Here is an 18,159-nt window from a genome sequence, read left to right as displayed (position 1 = left end):
CTAACCCAGGAAGCTCAGCCGGACCTGCCGGTGGGGATTGTCCTTGTTCGTGTCGACCAGGCACACCGACTGCCAGGTCCCCAACTCCAGCCTCCCGGCGACGACCGGCAGGGTGGCGTGGGGTGGGACGAAGGCGGGGAGGACGTGGTCGCGGCCGTGGCCGGGGGTGCCGTGGCGGTGTTGCCAGCGGTCGTCGGCGGGGAGGAGGGTGTGGAGGGCGGCGAGGAGGTCGTCGTCGCTGCCGGCGCCCGTTTCGATGATGGCGATGCCGGCCGTGGCGTGGGGGACGAAGACGTTGAGCAGACCGTCCCGGCCGGCCGCCGCCTCGCGGAGGAACGCCTCGCAGTCGTGGGTGAGGTCGACGACCCGCTCGCGGGAGCCGGAGGCGACGTTCAGTACTCGGGTGGTGAAGGCATCGGACATGAGTCCATCCTCGCGCACCGCCCGGGCGTGACGCGGGAGCTGCCGTCCGCGCCGGTAGCGGCCCACCCGGTGATACGCGGCGTCCACTTCGCGAGACACCATTGACCGTGTGCGGACCGGCTGGCTACTTTCGCCGCATGTTGCGTTCAGCCCTGCTCACTTCGCGCGGTCACATCGACCTGCTGCGGGTGGCCTCCGCCGCGTGTCGCGGCTGCTGACGCCTCTTCGGCTCCCCCCACCTCCCCCTCGGCCTTGCGCGCCGCCCTTCCCGCACGTCTGATCCCGCACATCTGACGAACCGGGTTCACCGAGCGATCCGTCGACCGGTGCCGAAGTCCGGTGTCGGTGTCCGGGGTCGGTCCCCGGCCTCCGGTCTCCGGTCTCCGGTCTCCGGTCTCCGGTCTCCGGTCTCCGGTCTCCGGCGATGCGGCGGCGCCACTCGGCGCTCTTCTCCCCGTGGAGCTCTCATGAGCATCAGCCATGCCCCACCCGACCCGACCAAGACGGATATTCCCGACAAGAGAGGTCATGGGACCGGCCCCTCCGACGCCCTCGACCTCGAACCCGTCGTCCCCGGTTCCTCCCGCCGCACCCGCGTCCCCCGCTGGGTGCGCCGCACCTCCGGCCCCCTCCTGTTGCTCACGCTCTGGCAACTCCTCAGCGCCACCGGCGTGTTGACCCCCGTCGTACTGGCCTCCCCGGGGCGGATCGCACAGGTGGCGGGCGACCTGATCGCCGACGGTTCGCTCACCTCCGCGATGGGGACGTCGTTGCACCGGGTCGCGCTCGGGTTGCTGTTCGGGACGGTCGTCGGCACCGGACTCGCCCTGGTGTCAGGGCTGTTCCGGGTCGGTGAGGACCTCGTGGACGCCAGTGTGCAGATGCTGCGAACCGTGCCGTTCGTGGGGCTGATCCCGCTGTTCATCATCTGGTTCGGCATCGGCGAGGCCCCGAAGGTCGCGATCATCACCCTCGGTGTGTCGTTCCCGCTCTATCTGAACGTGTACGCCGGTATCCGCGGCGTCGACTCCCAGTTGATCGAGGCCGGGGAGTCGCTCGGGCTGTCGCGCTGGGGGCTCGTACGGCATGTCGTGCTCCCGGGCGCGCTGCCGAGCGCCATGACCGGCCTGCGGTTCTCCCTCGGCATCGCCTGGCTCGCGCTCGTCTTCGCCGAGCAGATCAACGCGGACTCCGGCATCGGCTTCCTCATGGTGCAGGCCCGGGAGTTCCTGCGGACCGACGTGATCGTGGTCTGTCTGATCGTCTACGCCTTCCTCGGCCTGCTCGCCGACTTCATCGTCCGCTCCCTCGAAAGGCTGCTGCTGCAATGGCGACCGACGTTCACCGGCCGGTGACCGGCGAGGAGGCCCACCCGGCCCCCGCCCCCACCTCCACCTCCACGGCTACCGCTACCGCAACCGCTCTCGCCACCGCGTCCCACGCCGTGCGCGTCGAGGGCCTCACCCGCTCCTTCGACGGCCGCGCCGTCATCGACGACCTCCGACTCGACATCCGGCCGGGCGAGTTCGTGGCCCTGCTCGGCCGCAGCGGCTGCGGCAAGTCGACGCTGCTGCGCATCCTCGCCGGGCTCGACCGCGACATCGAGGGCACCGTCCTGGTGCCACGCCGCAAGGCCGTCGCGTTCCAGGCACCGCGCCTGATGCCGTGGAAGAGGGTGTGGCGGAACGTCCTGCTCGGTCTGCCGGGCAGGCCCGAACGCGCCCTCGCCGAGCAGGCCCTGACGGAGGTGGGCCTGGAACACCGCTCCGGCGCCTGGCCCAAGACGCTCTCCGGCGGCGAGGCCCAACGTGCCTCCCTGGCACGGGCGTTGGTCCGCGAGCCCGATCTGCTGCTGCTCGACGAACCGTTCGGCGCCCTCGACGCCCTCACCCGGATCAAGGCACAGCACCTGGTGGGCGAGTTGTGGCAGCGGCGCGGTTGCGCGGTGCTGCTCGTCACGCACGACGTCGAGGAGGCGGTGCTGCTCGCCGACCGTGTGCTGGTGATGGACGAGGGCGTGATCGCGTACGAGACGCGGGTCGACCTGGACCGCCCCCGTGACATCACCGACCCGCGGTTCGCCGAGCTGCGCGGCCGGCTCCTCGAACGGCTGGGCGTCGACACCGCCGCCGAAGCCGCCTGAACCCCGAGCACACCCCCCTGGGATTCCCCAACACGTCCCGGCCCCTGAACTCTTCCGGGCGCCCCCACCTGAACCACACCGAACGGACCCTCATGCGACGACGTCTCGCCCCCGCCCTGCTCCTCCCCCTGGCCCTGCTTCTCTCCGCCTGCGGCGGGAACTCCTCCGCGAGCACCTCGACCGGTGACGGGACCGACGGCAAGGGGTCGCTCACCCTCGATGTCGGTGACCAGAAGGGCGGTTCGGAGGCCATCCTGCGGGCCGCCGGAGCGCTGGACGACCTCGACTACAAGATCAAATGGTCGACGTTCACCTCGGGCCCACCGCTCCTGGAGGCCGTCAACGCCAAGGCCGTGGACATCGGCGGCGTCGGCAACACCCCGCCGGTCTTCGCGGCCGGGGCCAAGTCCCGGATCACGGTCGTGGCCGCCTGGCACGGCACGTCCAAGGGCGACGCCATCCTCGTACCGAACGACTCGAAGCTGACGAAGACCGCGCAGCTCAAGGGCAGGTCCGTCGCCGTGGCCCAGGGTTCGTCCGCGCACTACCAACTGGTCGCCTCCCTCAAGGACGCCGGGCTGTCGTTCGACGACGTCAAGGTCAAGTACCTCCAGCCGGCCGACGCGCTGGCCGCGTTCACCTCGGGCAAGGTCGACGCGTGGGCGGTGTGGGACCCGTACACCTCGCAGGTGCTCAAGGGGCGGCAGGGGCGTGTGCTGACCACGGGGGACGGGATCACCAACGGTCTGACCTTCCAGGTGGCGGCGCCCGCCGCGCTCGCGGACAAGAAGAAGTCCGCCGCGATCAAGGACTATCTGGAGCGGTTGCGGCGCGCCTACACCTGGGTGTACTCGCACGAGGAGGAGTGGGCGAAGGTCTGGTCGAAGGAGACCGGGCTGCCCGAGGACGTGGCGCTCGCCGCCGTGAAGCGGACGTACACCACCCGGATCCCGGTCGCCGTGGACAAGCCGCTCATCGCCTCCGAGCAGGAGATCGCCGACACCTTCACCGAACTGAAGCTCATCCCGAACGAGGTCGACTTCGGCGAGTTCACCGACACACGGTTCAACGGTGACCTCCCGGCGTCGACCACCGCGCCGCGTCCTTCGGAAGGGTCGTGAGATGACCGTCCGTCTCCACTGGTTCCTGCCGACGAGCGGCGACGGCCGTACCCTCGTCGACCGGCACGCGTACGCGCCGAACAGTCTTCAGGGCGGCCGGGCGCTGCCGGGGGTGCGTCCGCCGGACATCGAGTATCTGGCTCAGATCGCCAAGGCGGCCGAGCAGTTGGGCTTCGAGGCGGTGCTGACGCCGACGGGTACCTGGTGCGAGGACGCCTGGCTGACGACGGTGGCGCTGGCGCAGCACACCGAGCGGCTGAAGTTCCTGGTCGCCTTCCGGCCGGGGGTGATCTCGCCGACGCTCGCCGCGCAGATGGCGGCGACGTACCAGCGCATCACACGCGGACGACTGCTGCTCAACGTCGTCACCGGCGGCGACTCCGCCGAGCAGCGCCGCTTCGGCGACCATCTGGACCACGACCGGCGGTATGCCCGCACGGACGAGTTCCTGTCGGTCGTACGAGGGGTGTGGGGCGGGCAGCCGTACGACTTCGACGGCGTCCACTACCGGGTCGAGGGCGGGCTGACCGCGTTGCCGCCCGACCCGGTGCCGCAGCTGTTCTTCGGTGGTTCGTCGGCGGCGGCCGGTCCGGTCGCGGCCCGGCACGCTGATGTGTATCTGACCTGGGGCGAGCCTCCGGCGCAGGTCGCGGAGAAGATCGACTGGATCCGGTCGCTGGCCGAGCGGGAGGGGCGGACGGTCCGGTTCGGGATCCGGCTGCACACCATCTCGCGGGACTCGTCGGCGGAGGCGTGGTCGACGGCGAACCGGCTGCTCGACGACCTCGACGCCGACACGGTCGCGGCGGCGCAGGCCGCGCTCGGGCGCAGCGAGTCGGTGGGCCAGCGGCGGATGCTCGCCCTGCACGGCGGCTCCCGGGCGGAACTGGAGATCCATCCCAACCTCTGGGCGGGTGTCGGTCTCGTCCGTGGCGGCGCCGGTACCGCGCTCGTCGGCAGTCATGCCGAGGTCGCGAACCTGATCGAGGAGTACCACGCGCTGGGTGTCGAGCACTTCGTGCTCTCCGGGTATCCGCATCTGGAGGAGGCGTACTGGTTCGGGGAGGGCGTGATCCCGGAGCTGGCGGCGCGCGGTCTGCTGGCGGCACGCGGTCTGCTGGCGGCACGCGGTCTGCCGTCGGGCGCCCCCACGACTTCCCCGACGACCGGGGCGCCGCTCCTGGTGGCGGGCGGGCGCTGACCTCCGGGACCGCTCGGGAGGACCGGAACCGCCCGGGAGGATCCGGAATCGCTCGGGAAGATCCGTGCCCCCCTCTCCGTTGGTAGAAGCGTGAACAACACGCGTGAGGTCGAGGTAGTCGTCATAGGCGCCGGCCAGGCGGGTCTGGCCGGCGCCTATCACCTGCGGCGATCCGGTTTCGAGCCGGAGCGCGACTTCGTGGTGCTGGACCACTCCCCCGGCCCGGGCGGCGCCTGGCAGTTCCGCTGGCCGTCGCTGACGTACGGCAAGGTGCACGGGATGCACGCGCTGCCGGGTATGGAGCTGACGGGGGCCGATCCGGCGCGGCCGTCCGCCGAGGTGATCGAGGAGTACTTCGACTCGTACGAGCGCGCCTTCGACCTGCGGGTACGGCGTCCGGTGGATGTCCACGCGGTGCGTGAGGGCGAGGGCGGGCGGCTGCTGGTGGAGACCTCGGACGGTACGTGGTCGACGCGGGCGCTGATCAACGCGACGGGGACGTGGGACCGGCCGTTCTGGCCGCGCTATCCCGGTCAGGAGACGTTCCGGGGGCGGCAGTTGCACACTGCGCAGTATCCGGGGCCCGAGGAGTTCGCGGGGCTGCGGGTGGTCGTGGTGGGCGGGGGCGCGTCCGGGACGCAGCATTTGCTGGAGATCGCGCCGTACGCCGCCGCGACGACCTGGGTGACGAGGCGTCCGCCCGTCTTCCGCGAGGGGCCGTTCGACGAGGGCGCCGGGCGGGCGGCCGTCGCCCTGGTGGAGGAGCGCGTGCGGCAGGGGCTGCCGCCGAAGAGCGTGGTGTCGGTGACGGGACTGCCGCTCAACGACGCGATCCGGCAGGGCCTCGCGGACGGTGTCCTGGACCGGCTGCCGATGTTCGACCGGATCACACCCGACGGCGTGGAGTGGGCGGACGGCCGCCGTGTGGACGCCGATGTCATCCTCTGGGCGACCGGCTTCCGTGCAGCCGTCGACCATCTGGCCCCGCTGCGGCTGCGCGAGCCCGGCGGCGGCATCCGCGTCGACGGCACCCGCGCGGTCACCGACCCACGCGTCCACCTGGTCGGCTACGGCCCCTCGGCGAGCACCATCGGCGCCAACCGCGCCGGCCGTACGGCGGTACGGGACATCCGGCGTCTGCTGGCGAGCGAGCCGGCCGCCGCCTGACGTCCCGGGCCGACCGACGGACCTCTCAGCCGGCCGTCCGCGAGGGCGGCACGGTGCTCACCCCGGCGGACGGCGACGCCTTCCTCCGGTTCTGGTTGAACTCGGCGACATTGCGCAGGTGTTCCTGGTAGTTCGCCGTGAAGCGGGTGTCGCCCGGCTTGACCGTGACGAAGTACAGCCAGTCGCCCGACGCCGGATTGACGGCGGCCCGCATCGCCGCCTCGCCCGGATTGGTGATCGGCGTGGGCGGCAGACCCATACGCCGGTACGAGTTGTAGGGGCTGTCGATCTTCGTGTCGTCGACGGTGGTGTCCAGGGTGGAGCGGTTCAGCGCGTAGTTGATGGTGGAGTCCATCTGCAGCGGCATGCCGCGCTCCAGCCGGTTGAAGACGACCCGGGACACCTTGCCCATGTCCTGTTCGGTGGCCGCCTCCGCCTGGATGATGCTCGCGATGGTGACCGCCTGATAGACGTTCATCGCGTTGCGCTGGGCGCCGGCCGTGACCTGACCGCCGTTGAACTTCTTGTTCGCGGTCTCGACCATGAAGCTCAGCAGGGACTCCGGGGTCGACGTCTCCCGCAGGGGGTACGTCGCCGGGAAGAGGTAGCCCTCCGGATTGCCCTCGGCGTCGGCCGGGAGCATCAGCTCGGCCTTGGCCAGGGACTTCTTGGTGGATCCGGCGGGCAGGGCGAGGGCCTTGTCGACGGCTTGGTAGACCTGGCCGGAACGCCAGCCCTCCGGGATCACCAGGGACGACGGGCGCTCGGCCGCGCCGCCACCGCCCTCCACGCTCAGCAGCGGCACCGCCACGGCGGTGGCCGCCACGACGGCCCCGGCCGCGATGAGGGCGGCCTGGCCCCGACGCGTCAGTCGAATCGTGCTCCGTGGCGGAGTGTTCATCTGCATGCGGGCACGGTAACCCGCATATCACCTCAAACCCGGCATATCTTCATCTTGTCGGTTCCAGTTTCGGTTCCGGCCGCGGTTCCGGTTCCGGTTCCGGTCCTGACCGCCGTCCCGATTCCGGTCCTGATGGCGATTCCGATTGCGGTCCTGATGGCGATTCCGGTTTCGGCGTCTTGACCATCTCGCGGTCCGGCTTCGCCCGCGCGTCCCGCCGTACGAGCGCCGCGTACCGCCCGCCGCTCGCCAGCAGTTCCTCGTGCGTACCGCGTTCCACCACGCGGCCGGAGTCGAGGACGACGATCTGGTCGGCCTCCCGGACGGTGGAGAGCCGGTGGGCGATGGTGACGGTGGTGCGGTTGGCGGAGAGCGCGTCGATGGCCTGCTGCACCGCGTGCTCGGTACGGGTGTCGAGGGCGCTGGTCGCCTCGTCGAGGATGAGGACCGGCGGGTCGCGCAGGATGGTGCGGGCGATGGCGAGGCGCTGCTTCTCGCCGCCGGAGAAGCGGTGGCCGCGTTCGCCGACGACCGTGTCGTAGCCGTCGGGCAGGGCCGCGATGTGGTCGTGGATCTGGGCCGCCCGCGCCGCCGCGTGCAGTTCCTCGTCGGTGGCATCCGGCTTGGCGAAGCGCAGGTTGTCGGCGACCGAGGCGTGGAAGAGGTACGTCTCCTGGGAGACGACGCCGATGCCCCGGGCCAGCGTGTCGAAGTCCAGGTCGCGCACGTCGACGCCGTCGAGGGTGACCCGGCCGCCCGTGACGTCGTACAGCCTCGGCACCAGCCAGCCGAGCGTGGACTTGCCGGCGCCGGTCGGCCCGACGACGGCGAGGCTGCCGCCGGCCGGGACGGTGAGGTCGATGCCGTCGAGGATGGGGCGCGCCTTCGCGGGGCCACCGGGGGCGCCCGGGGCGCCGGAGTCGCCATGGCCGTGCGCGTCGCCGTCGCCGTCACCGTCGTAGCGGAACTCGACGTTCTCGAAGCGGACTTCGCCCTTGACCTGGTCGAGGTGGACCGGGCGCTCGGGCTCGGTGATGTCGATGGGCAGGTCGAGGTACTCGAAGATGCGCTGGAAGAGGGCGAGCGAGGCCTGGATCTGGACGCCGGTGGACAGCAGGCTCACGGTCGGCCGGAACAGGTTCTGCTGGAGCGAGACGAAGGCCACGAGCGTGCCGACCGAGACGGACGGGCCGCCGAGCTGGAGCGCGACACCGGCGGTCCAGTAGATGACGGCGGGCATGGCGGCCATGACGACGGTGATGATGGCCATGCGCCAGCGCCCGGCCATGTTCGCCCTGACCTCCAGGTCGACGAGCCCCTCGGACTCCCCGGTGAAGGACTTGGTGAGCGAGTCGGAGCGACCCATCGTGCGGCCGAGCAGGATGCCGCTGACGGAGAGCGACTCGGTGACCGTGGCGGCCATCGCGGCCATCTGCTTCTGGCGCTGGGTGGTGATCTTCTTGCGCTCGTCGCCGACCCGGCGGCTTATCCACACGAACAGCGGCAGCAGGAGCAGGGTGACCACGGTGAGCCGCCAGTCCAGGGCGACCATGGCGACGACGGTGGCGACCACGCTGGTGGTGTTCGAGACCAGGGAGGTGGCCGTGGAGGTGACGGTCGCCTGCATGCCGCCGATGTCGTTGGCGATGCGGGACTGGACCTCGCCGGTGCGGGTCCGGGTGAAGAAGGCGAGCGACATGCGCTGCAGCCGGTCGTAGACGGCGGTGCGCAGATCGTGCATGACGCGCTGGCCGACGGTCGTGGAGATCAGCGTCTGCAGAACGCCGAAGATGCTGGTGAGCACCGCGCTCACGATCATGCCGAGCGCGAGCAGGCTCAGCAGGCCGGTGCGCCCCTCGGGGATCGCGGTGTCGAGGATCTCCTTGAGGAGGAAGGGCGTGGCGACGGACGCGAGCGAGGCGGCGCCGACGAGCAGGCCGACGATCGCGAGCCGTCCGCGATAGGGGCGGAAGAGCTTCAGGATGCGGCGTACCTGGCGGGGCTGTTCCTGCGTCGCGTCGCCGGACGGGCCGCTGACGGGTTCGTTGTCGGGATGCATGGGCTCCTACGGGAGGTGAGGCGGATGGGAAGCGCGGATGAGGAGAGCTCGGGTGAAGGGGTTCGGATGGGGAAGGCTCGGCGAAACGGGCTTACGGAGCCTAGCTCATTGTTACCTATACTCACAATGAACATGGTCCTGATATTGTTCCCGTATGACCACCCCCGACGCCGACGGGCCGCTCGCCGAGCAGTTGCTGCGGCTCACCCGCCGTGTGCACCGCATCCAGAAGCGCCATCTCCAGCAGAGCGGGTTGGAGATCACCCCGGCGCAGTCACGACTACTGCGCGCCGTCGCGCACTACGAGGCGCCGCCGCGCATGGCCGATGTGGCGGAGCGGCTGGAGGTCGTGCCCCGTGCCGTGACGACCCTGGTCGACGCGCTGGAGGAGAGCGGCCGGGTGCGCCGGGTGCCCGATCCCACCAACCGGCGGGTGATCCGGATAGAGGTCACGGACGAGGGCCGCAAGGTCCTGCGGGAACTGCACCATGCGCGACGGTCGGCGGCGGAGGAGATCCTGGCGCCGCTGTCGGACGATCAGCGGGGGGTGCTGGGCGGGCTGCTCGACATGCTGGTCGACGGGGTGCCGGGGGCGGAGCGGTCCCCCTGCTGAACTGCGGGGCGCGCTGAGGGCGTACGTACGAGGGGGCTCGACCGGAGGGCGCGCGAATGAGGCCCGGCGCAGAGTGCTGCGCCGGGCCCCATTCGTGTCCGGGAGATCGGATCGTGCCCGAGGGTCGGATCCTGTCCGGCTTCGTGTCCGGCTTCGTGTCCGGTCGATCGGAGATGGAGAGGTCAGCTCACTTCGGGAGCGGGCTCCTTCGCCTCGGCCTTGGCGAGTACGGGAACCTCTGGCTCCGCCGGGGTCTCAGCGATCTTCGCGGGGGTCGCCGGGGTCTTCGCGGGGGTCTCGGCCGACCCGGACCCACCCGCGCCGGGCTCGTCGTCCTCCTCCACGAACTGGATCTCCCCGTCCAGCATCTTCTTCGCCCGGTCCGTGTCCAGCGCGCCCTCCCACTTCGACACCGCGAAGACTGCGACGCAGTTGCCGAGGAGGTTGGTGACGACGCGCATCGAGTCCATGATGCGGTCGACGCCGAGGAGCAGGGCTACGGCTCCGGCGGGGATGGCACCGAGCGAGGAGGCGGTCGCCGACAGGGCGAGGAAGGCCGAACCGGGGATACCGGCCATTCCCTTGCTGGTCAGCATCAGGACCAGGATGACGGTGACCTGCTGGCTGATGCTGAGGTCCACACCCACGGCCTGCGCGATGAACAGCGTGCCGATGGAGAGATAGATGGACGCGCCGTCGAGATTGAAGGAGTACCCGGTGGGCAGCACCAGGCCCACGGCGTCGTCACGGGCGCCGGCCTGCCGCAGCTTCTGCATCATGCGGGGCATGACGCTCTCACTGGAGGCGGTGCCCAGCGCGAGCAGCATCTCCGCACGGGTGTAGCGGACGAACTTCCACAGGCTCAGCCCGGTCATCAGCTTCAGCGCGACGCCCAGCAGCACGAGGAACACGGCGGCGACGGCGTAGCAGAGGATGATCAGCTTGGCGTAGGTCTTCATCACGCCGAGGCCGTACTCACCCACGAGGTGGACCATCGCGCCGAACACCGCGAGCGGGGCCAGCCTCATGACGAAGCCGACGATCGCGAAGATGACCTCCTGGGCCTGCTCGATGGCGGGCAGGATCTTGGGCACCTTGGTGTGGCCGAGGTGCAGCAGCGCGGCACCGACGAGGCAGGCGAGCACGAGCACCTGGAGCAGCGAGTTCTCGGCGAACGCGCCGATCGCGCTCTGCGGCAGCGCGTTCAGGATGAACTCGCCGGTCGTCGGCAGTTCGCCGCCGGCGGTCTTCGCGTCGACCGCCGAGGTGTCGAGCTTCGAGGGGTCGACGTTCATGCCCGAGCCGGGGCCGAAGACGTTGGCGGCGATCAGACCGATGAGCAGCGCGGCCGTGGAGGCGATCTCGAACCAGATCAGCGCCTTGAGGCCGATCCGCCCGAAGGCCTTGAGGTTGCCGGCCTTGGCGATGCCGACGACGACCACACAGAACACCAGGGGCGAGATGACCGTCTTGATGAGACGGATGAAACCGTCGCCGAGCGGTTGGAAGGTCGTGGCCGTGTCCGGCCACAACCTTCCGACGACGATTCCGAGCACAAGCGCGACACCGACTTGTGCGAACAATGAGGTACGCAGCATGCGTGCGACGCGTCGCGGCAGGGACGGTACGGACTGCGGCACGGGGCACTCCTCCGAAGGGACTTTCTGTCATGCGGAAAAGTGCTTCCGCGCCGATCACTATCGGGGAGTTGTCGCTCGCGGGGAAGACCGCCGCGTTTCACCGATGTAAATCATCGAACAGACGTCGCATCGCACGCATACGGCATCAACAGCCCATTCGGTCCTCCGTCAGCACTCCCTGTACGGAGACCAGCGAACGGTCGTAGCAGCCGTCCGAGCCGCCCGATCCGTGCGCTCGGTAGCGCTCACTCGTCGTCCCGACCGCATGGCGCTGGTCACGCGGCACGTTCGCCGTGTAGGTGGCGTCACCCGTGTAGGTGTCGTCGAGCCGGGACCAGGCCGTGCGCCGCCCGCCCTGCGTCTCGGTGACCTTCGCGCGGTCGCCGAGCGTGAGCACGGTCCGCAGCCGGTCGCCCGCGCCGAGCGTCGTCGTCCCGTCCATCGTGTACGACCGCTGGACACGCGTCGTCCGGACCGGTCCGCGTCCGCCTCCCCTGACGGTGACCGTCTCGTCGTCGCTCCACCTCGCGTCCAGCGCGTCGGGGTTCTCGCCGTCCGACCAGGTGTGCGTAGAGGTATTGGCGAGGCTCCGGCGGACTGTCGTCGTCACCCGGCCGTGCGAGGTGTCGACATACCCGGCGACGGTCAGCCGGTGTCCGCCCTCGGTGTCGAGGCGATGCTCCGAACCCGGCGTGTACGTGGACGAGTTGGCGAGATCGCCCGCCCGGACCTTCGTCAGGGCGCCGGTGACGTGCTCGCTCTTCGCGTCCTGCCAGACGAGGACGTTGACCGGGGCGCTCCAGCCGGTCTGCCCCTCGGGCACACCGACGACGGATACCTCGATCCGGTGCGGACGGCCGTCGTTGAGGAGGCCCGCGAAGGGGGTGAGGTCGTAGCGCAGGGGCTGGATGTCGAAGGCGCGGGGGCCGGGGACGACGTACCAGAGGAAGGGGTTGGACCAGCCGCCGGTCCATACGTTCGGGAACGGCGCGGCGATTCCGGCGAGCTGCCCGTCCACCGAGATCTGCACCTCGCGGTACGGCCCCTCGTCCGCCTTGCAGGAGTACGGCGCCCCCTCGGGCACCGTCAGATACCAGTACTCCTCGCAGCCGCCGCCGGACCCGGTGGCGTACACCTCGGCGATGACGCGTTCGCTGTTGCGCGGGGTGGTGAGGGTGGTGCCGTCCTGGAGGGTGAGGACGCGGTCGGGGACGGTCTTCGCCGTCTTCGCGTCGGACCTGCCCGCGTAGAACGTCAGCGTGACCTTGACGTCGAGGACTCCGGTGTAAGTGTCGTCGACGACATTGCCGATGAGCATCTCGACCGGCTGCGCGGTGCGCAGGGTGTCGCTGTAGCGCGTGACGTCCTTCTCCACGGACCACTCGATGCCGTCGGGCGAGGGCTGCGGGGTGGACGTCCGGAACACCTCGACGCCACCGATGTGCAGGTGGCCGAGCCGGTCGAACTGGCGGCCCTTCACCTTGCCGTCGAGCCGCAGGACGACCTTGCTCCACCGTTTCCCACACTCCGCCGGTGGTGCGTAGGTCCCCCGGTACGGCGTGAAGTCCCTGAACTGCGCCTCGGCGACCGTCACTTCGCACGACCTGGTGTTCGCGGGTCTGGCGACCGGCGGGGCGGCGGTGATCGGGTCGTGCCAGTCGGTGCCGAACTCGGCGGGGACGGAAGGGGGTTCGGCGGGCTGGGCCGACTTGGCCGACCGGGCTGACTGGGGCGACGGGGCGGGGGTGGCGGCGGAATGGGCGGGGGTGGCCCCGAGGAGGGTGCTCGCCAGGAGGGTCGCTCCGGTGAGCATGGACATGATGATCCGGCTTCTCATGGCCGGAGTTCTACGGGGAGTCGGCGCCCCGCCGCAATGGCATCTCCGGCCACAAGAGCGCGCGGTGGCACCTGGCGTGCGTGCGGTGGCGCCCCGTGTCTCAGGCCTTCAGCTCCGCCTTGTCGCCCATGACGATCACCGGGTGCCGGTCCGGGTCGAGGGTCCGCACCAGATACTCCATGCCCGACTTGGACAGGCTGACACAGGCCGAGGTGCCGCTGCCGTGGTCCATGTGCAGCCAGATGCTGCCGCCCTTGGACTGGCCCTCGGGGCGGGTCGGGTCGTTGGGCGAGGTGCCCTTGACCCGGTTGTAGTCGATGGCGATGACGTAGTCGAAGTCGTGCCAGTGCGACTTGGCCCAGTAGCGCGGCGCCTGGAACGACGCCGACCTGCTGTACGGGAGCTTGGCCCCCGGGTCGGCGAGGACGCCCCCCGCGTCGCTGAGCGTGAACACACCGACGGGGCTGCGCCGGTCGCCCTCCCGATGGTCGGTGGTCCAGCCCTTCTTGCCGTTGTGCCCCTCCCAACTGCGGGTCTTCTTCCAGGTGGAACCACTCTTCGTGTAGAGCACGACCGTGGCGTCGGCGTCGTTCTCGCCCTCCCCGTAGACCGCCACGACCTGGCGGGATTCGGCGGGGATCTGCTTCTGGAGACGGTCGCCGACGTCCGGGATACGGGTCGGGTCGGCCGTCCGCGCCTCGGCTCGGTCGGCCTCGCCCCCGGACTTCGTCGCGTTCGCGCCGGCCTCGTTCCCGTCGTTCGCGCCGCCCGAACCGCCGCACGCCGCCAGGGACATCACCAGCGCACCGCAGACCATCGCCGCGAACCCGACGCGCACCGCGCCTCTCGTCCGGTGCGCACCGTTCGCCCCGTCCGCACTGTCCGCGCGGTTCGCGCCGTTCGCGCCGCTGGTTCGTCCCCGCCTCGTACCGCCTATTCGCATGCGGTCCATCGTCGCACCGCGCACCGGACACAAGCGCCCGCCGCCCCGCGTGCCGGGCCGCACACGGGTTGTCCAGGCCGAAACTTTGCCCGGCACCGGAAAACCGTTTGCTTCCGACCACGCTGCGACGCGAACCTTTCACGGCCGGTCGTCGCCCTTCGCCGCCCCTTTTCTCCCCACTTCTCCCCCACTTCTCCCCCACCCTGACACGAGCCTCTGGGACGTCATGCAGATTCAAGACCTTCCGTATCAAGACCCAGGTGTGCCGGACGCACGCTCGGGTCCCCGATTCCTGTGGTGGCTCGGCCGGAATCAGCTCGGCGGACAGTTCAAGGCGCTGGCATGGGGGTTGCTGCACTTCACCTCCGTGGCCGGGCTGCCGTTCTGCGTCGGCTTCGCCGTCCAGGCCGTGGTCGACCACTCCGGGTCCCGGCTCGCCCTCGCCGGCGTACTGCTGGTGCTGTGCGGATTCACCATCGCGCTGGGCGACACCTTCCTGCACCGGTCGGCGGTCACCAACTGGATCACGGCGGCCGCGCGCGTCCAGCAGCTGCTGGCCCGCAAGACCGCCCAGCTCGGCTCGGCGCTGACGCGTCGGATGGCGGCCGGTGAGGTCGTCGCGGTCTCCACGGGCGATGTCGAGAAGATCGGGTGGTTCGTCGAGGCCGTCTCCCGCTTCACCGCCGCCGCCCTCACCGTGGTGCTGGTCTGCGTCGGTCTGGTCGTCTATCAGCCCGCGCTCGGCATCGTCGTCGCCGTGGGCGTCCCCGTCCTCGCCCTGGCCGCCCTGCCGCTGCTGCCCCGCGCGACCCGGCGTGCCGACTTCCAGCGCGAGAAGGCGGGCCGCGCCACCGAGCTGGCCTCCGACACCGTCGCGGGCCTGCGTGTCCTGCGCGGCATCGGCGGCGAGGACCTCTTCCTGGACCGCTACCGCCGCGCCTCCCAGGAGGTCCGCCACGCAGCCGTCCGCAGCGCCCGTATGTGGGCCCTGATCTCGGGCATGCAGGTGCTGCTGCCGGGGCTGCTGATGATCGCGGTCGTCCTGCACGGCGTGGGTCTCGCCCGCGAGGGCCGGATCACGATCGGCGAACTGGTCACGGTGTACAGCGCGGTCATGCTGCTGACGTATCCGCTCAGGCACTTCGAGGAGATCGCGATGGCGTACTCCTTCTCCCGTCCGTCCGCCAAGCGGGCCGCCCGGGTGCTGTCGCTGGAGCGGGCCACGGACACCGAGGGGTCCCGCGAGGCCGCCGTGCCCACCGGAGACCTGTACGACCCGGCGACCGGTCTGCTCGCGCCCGCCGGCTGCCTCACCGCAGTGGTGTGCGGCGACCCGGACGCGGCCGGACGACTGGCGGAACGGCTGGGCGGCCATGCCGCCGAGGAGGGCGCCTCCGTGCTCCTGGGCGGCGTCCCGCTCGACGAACTGCCCCTCGCCTCCGCCCGCACGGCCGTCCTCGTCCAGGACAAGGACCCGGTGCTGCTCTCCGGCACACTGCGCGAACTCCTCGACGTCCCCTCCTCGGGCGCGGTCACCGCCGAGGAGGCGCTGACCGCCGCCCAGTGCGGTGACGTGCTGGAAGCGCTGGCCCAGGGGTCGCTGGACGCCGAGGACCCGATGGACGCGCGGATCACCGAGCGTGGCCGGTCCCTGTCCGGCGGCCAGCGCCAGCGGCTCGCGCTCGCCCGGTCCCTGATCACGGACCCGGGCGTGCTGGTCCTGGACGAGCCGACCTCCGCCGTCGACTCGCACACCGAGGCCCGGGTCGCCGACGGCATCCGGTCACTGCGGGCGGGCAGCACGACGGTCGTCTTCACCTCCTCGCCCCTCCTCCTGGACCTCGCCGAACGCGTCGTCCTCGTACACGACGGCGAGGTCGCGGCCGTGGGCCTGCACCGCGATCTGGTGCACAAGGACCCCCGATACCGGGCCGTCGTCACCCGCGAGACCGACGAGGAAGCTGCCTCGGCCACCGGGGCGGAGGCGAGGACGGAGGCGGCAGCGGCCGACGGGCCAGGGACGCGGGCGACTACGGCCGACGGGTCCGACCGGAAGGCGGCTCCGGGCGCCGAGACCACCAAGAACCCTGCCGTCGCGGGCCGACCGCCGGAGCGCAGGAGCACCCTCAGCGACGTGCTGGACGAACTGGAAGAGATCGAGGAGACCGCATGATCGGCGTGGCGCCACCGGCCTACGACCCGGCCACCCCGAAAACGGCGAACACCCTGCCCGTCGGCGCCACCGCGACCGTCCGCGCCTACGTGGCCGAACTGTTCCGCCGGCACCGCAGGGCCTTCGTCCTGCTCATCACCGTGAACACGATCGCCGTCGTGGCCTCGATGGCGGGCCCCTACCTGCTCGGTGCCCTGGTCGAACGCGTCTCCGACGGGGCCCGCGAACTCCATCTGGAACTCACGGCGACGGTGTTCGTCGTCGCCCTCGTCATCCAGGCAGTCTTCGTACGGGAGGTGCGGCTGCGCGGCGCCATGCTCGGTGAGCGGATGCTGGCCGACCTCCGTGAGGACTTCCTCGTACGGTCGGTCGGACTGCCGCCGGGCGTCCTGGAACGCGCCGGCACGGGTGACCTGCTCTCCCGCATCACCACGGACATCGACCGGCTCGCCAACGCCATGCGCGAGGCCGTGCCCCAGCTGGCGATCGGCGTCGTGTGGGTGGCCCTGCTCCTCGGCGGACTCGCCGTGACCGCACCCCCACTGGCTCTCGCCGTCCTGCTGGCCCTGCCGCTGCTGGTGGTCGGCTGCCGCTGGTACTTCAAGCGCGCCCCCTCCGCCTACCGCTCGGAGTCCGCCGGGTACGCCGCCGTCGCCGCCGTCCTCGCGGAGACCGTGGACGCCGGCCGCACCGTCGAGGCCCACCGCCTCGGCGCCCGCCGCATCGAGCTGTCCAACCAGCGTGTCCGCGAATGGACGGCGTGGGAGCGGTACACCCTGTGGCTCCGGTCGGTGCTCTTCCCGGTCCTCAACCTCACGCACACCACGATCCTCGGCTCGGTCCTGATCATCGGCGGGGTGTTCGTCCTGCAGGGCTGGATCGGGCTCGGCCAGCTGACCACGGGCGCGCTCATCGCCCAGATGCTCGTCGACCCGATCAACCTGATCCTGCGCTGGTACGACGAGCTGCAGATCGCCGAGGTGTCGCTGGCCCGCCTGGTCGGTGTGCGGGACATCGAGCCGGACGCCGGCGACCCGGCCGTGGCCCCCGAGGGTCGTCACGTCCACGCCGACCAGGTGCGCTTCGGCTACCGCGAAGGCGTCGACGTGCTGCGCAAGGTGTCCCTGGAGGTCGCTCCCGGCACCCGGCTCGCCCTCGTCGGCCCGTCCGGCGCGGGCAAGTCGACCCTGGGCAGGCTCCTCGCCGGGATCTACGCGCCCCGCGACGGCCGCATCACCCTGGGTGGCGCCGAGCTGTCCCGGATGCCCGCCGAGGACGTCCGCTCCCATGTGGCGCTGGTCAACCAGGAGCACCATGTGTTCGTCGGCTCCCTGCGCGACAATCTGCTCCTCGCCCGCACGGGTGCGCAGGACGCCGAGCTGTGGGCGGCCCTGGGCGCGGTCGACGCCGACACCTGGGCACAGGCGCTGGACGAGGGCCTGGACACCGAGGTCGGCTCGGGCGGCTTCGCGCTCACCCCGGCGCAGGCCCAGCAGATCGCGCTGGCCCGGCTGGTCCTCGCCGACCCGCACACGCTGGTCCTGGACGAGGCGACCTCGCTCCTCGACCCACGCGCGGCCCGCCATCTGGAACGCTCCCTCGCCCGCGTCCTCGACGGCCGCACCGTCGTCGCCATCGCCCACCGGCTGCACACCGCCCACGACGCCGACGTCATCGCCGTCGTCGAGAACGGCCGCATCAGCGAACTGGGCAGCCATGACCAGCTGGTCGAGGCGGACGGCGCCTACGCCGCCCTGTGGAGGTCGTGGCACGGCTGACCTGCGCCGGTCAAAGGCCGTCGCGGGTGTGGTGGCCCTCGCCGCATGATCCCCCGCCCGGGCCCGGGCGGGGGCCCGCGGCATCGCAAGGGCCGTGTCCTGCCGCCGGACCCGGCCCGGACCCGGCCCCGACGGCGGGCGGCGGTCGGGGTGTCCCGCG

The 18,159-nt window shown here is 71.0% G+C and carries 15 protein-coding genes; 9 read left to right on the top strand and 6 right to left on the bottom strand.

The window, feature by feature from the left end:
* The gene (locus ABT147_RS36525; RefSeq protein ID WP_351414417.1) at positions 1-423 is read right to left on the bottom strand and encodes a secondary thiamine-phosphate synthase enzyme YjbQ; all 423 of its coding nucleotides are present in this window, start codon (positions 421-423) and stop codon (positions 1-3) included.
* A gap of 137 nt (positions 424-560) precedes the next feature.
* Between ABT147_RS36525 and ABT147_RS36520 the strand changes: the two genes are divergently transcribed.
* The 6 genes from ABT147_RS36520 (at position 561) to ABT147_RS36495 (ending at position 6,055) form a co-directional block, all read left to right on the top strand.
* The gene (locus ABT147_RS36520) at positions 561-641 is read left to right on the top strand and encodes a putative leader peptide (RefSeq protein ID WP_351414463.1); all 81 of its coding nucleotides are present in this window, start codon (positions 561-563) and stop codon (positions 639-641) included.
* Between the two features lie 249 nt (positions 642-890).
* Positions 891-1,778 (top strand): ABC transporter permease, encoded by an 888-nt coding sequence (locus ABT147_RS36515; protein ID WP_351414415.1) that lies wholly within the window; start codon positions 891-893, stop codon positions 1,776-1,778.
* Positions 1,751-2,566: an ABC transporter ATP-binding protein gene (locus tag ABT147_RS36510; protein ID WP_351414412.1), complete on the top strand. Its 816-nt coding sequence runs from the start codon at positions 1,751-1,753 to the stop codon at positions 2,564-2,566. The genes ABT147_RS36515 and ABT147_RS36510 overlap by 28 nt, the downstream gene beginning before the upstream one ends.
* A 92-nt stretch (positions 2,567-2,658) precedes the next feature.
* Positions 2,659-3,687, top strand: coding sequence for an ABC transporter substrate-binding protein (locus ABT147_RS36505; protein WP_351414410.1), 1,029 nt, complete (start codon positions 2,659-2,661; stop codon positions 3,685-3,687).
* A 1-nt stretch (position 3,688) separates the two neighbouring features.
* Complete coding sequence (locus tag ABT147_RS36500) at positions 3,689-4,888, top strand: LLM class flavin-dependent oxidoreductase (protein WP_351414407.1); 1,200 nt, start codon at positions 3,689-3,691, stop codon at positions 4,886-4,888.
* 90 nt (positions 4,889-4,978) lie between these two features.
* Positions 4,979-6,055, top strand: a complete 1,077-nt coding sequence (locus ABT147_RS36495) for an NAD(P)-binding domain-containing protein (RefSeq protein WP_351414405.1) — start codon at positions 4,979-4,981, stop codon at positions 6,053-6,055.
* Between the two features lie 25 nt (positions 6,056-6,080).
* On the opposite strand, the gene mltG is transcribed toward ABT147_RS36495, so the two are convergent.
* Complete coding sequence (mltG, locus tag ABT147_RS36490) at positions 6,081-6,962, bottom strand: endolytic transglycosylase MltG (protein WP_351414403.1); 882 nt, start codon at positions 6,960-6,962, stop codon at positions 6,081-6,083.
* A 43-nt stretch (positions 6,963-7,005) separates the two neighbouring features.
* Complete coding sequence (locus ABT147_RS36485) at positions 7,006-9,015, bottom strand: ABC transporter ATP-binding protein (protein WP_351414400.1); 2,010 nt, start codon at positions 9,013-9,015, stop codon at positions 7,006-7,008.
* 154 nt (positions 9,016-9,169) lie between these two features.
* On the opposite strand from ABT147_RS36485, the gene ABT147_RS36480 reads away from it, so the two are divergent.
* Complete coding sequence (locus ABT147_RS36480) at positions 9,170-9,628, top strand: MarR family winged helix-turn-helix transcriptional regulator (RefSeq protein WP_351414398.1); 459 nt, start codon at positions 9,170-9,172, stop codon at positions 9,626-9,628.
* Between the two features lie 182 nt (positions 9,629-9,810).
* Here the strand turns inward: ABT147_RS36480 and ABT147_RS36475 are convergent, their stop codons facing one another.
* The 3 genes from ABT147_RS36475 to ABT147_RS36465 form a co-directional block, all read right to left on the bottom strand.
* The gene (locus ABT147_RS36475) at positions 9,811-11,268 is read right to left on the bottom strand and encodes a cation:dicarboxylate symporter family transporter (RefSeq protein WP_351414396.1); all 1,458 of its coding nucleotides are present in this window, start codon (positions 11,266-11,268) and stop codon (positions 9,811-9,813) included.
* 145 nt (positions 11,269-11,413) lie between these two features.
* Positions 11,414-13,105 (bottom strand): peptide-N4-asparagine amidase, encoded by a 1,692-nt coding sequence (locus ABT147_RS36470; RefSeq protein ID WP_351414393.1) that lies wholly within the window; start codon positions 13,103-13,105, stop codon positions 11,414-11,416.
* Positions 13,106-13,205: 100 nt separating this feature from the next.
* Positions 13,206-13,922 carry a L,D-transpeptidase family protein gene (locus tag ABT147_RS36465; RefSeq protein ID WP_351414461.1) on the bottom strand — a complete coding sequence of 239 codons (717 nt, stop codon included), beginning with the start codon at positions 13,920-13,922 and terminating at the stop codon, positions 13,206-13,208.
* Between the two features lie 352 nt (positions 13,923-14,274).
* Here ABT147_RS36465 and ABT147_RS36460 point away from each other — a divergent pair, with 352 nt between their 5' ends.
* Together ABT147_RS36460 and ABT147_RS36455 are read left to right on the top strand one after the other, a co-directional pair.
* Positions 14,275-16,221, top strand: a complete 1,947-nt coding sequence (locus ABT147_RS36460; protein ID WP_351414390.1) for an ABC transporter transmembrane domain-containing protein — start codon at positions 14,275-14,277, stop codon at positions 16,219-16,221.
* The gene (locus tag ABT147_RS36455; protein ID WP_351414388.1) at positions 16,218-17,999 is read left to right on the top strand and encodes an ABC transporter ATP-binding protein; all 1,782 of its coding nucleotides are present in this window, start codon (positions 16,218-16,220) and stop codon (positions 17,997-17,999) included. Before ABT147_RS36460 ends, ABT147_RS36455 begins: the two co-directional genes overlap by 4 nt.
* Positions 18,000-18,159: the final 160 nt, after the last annotated feature.

The organism is Streptomyces sp. NPDC001868 (assembly GCF_040297125.1).
In the GTDB taxonomy this organism is placed as follows: Bacteria; Actinomycetota; Actinomycetes; order Streptomycetales; family Streptomycetaceae; genus Streptomyces.
The sequence above is the reverse complement of the archived record's forward strand: the minus strand, read 5'-3'. Positions and strand labels throughout refer to the sequence as shown.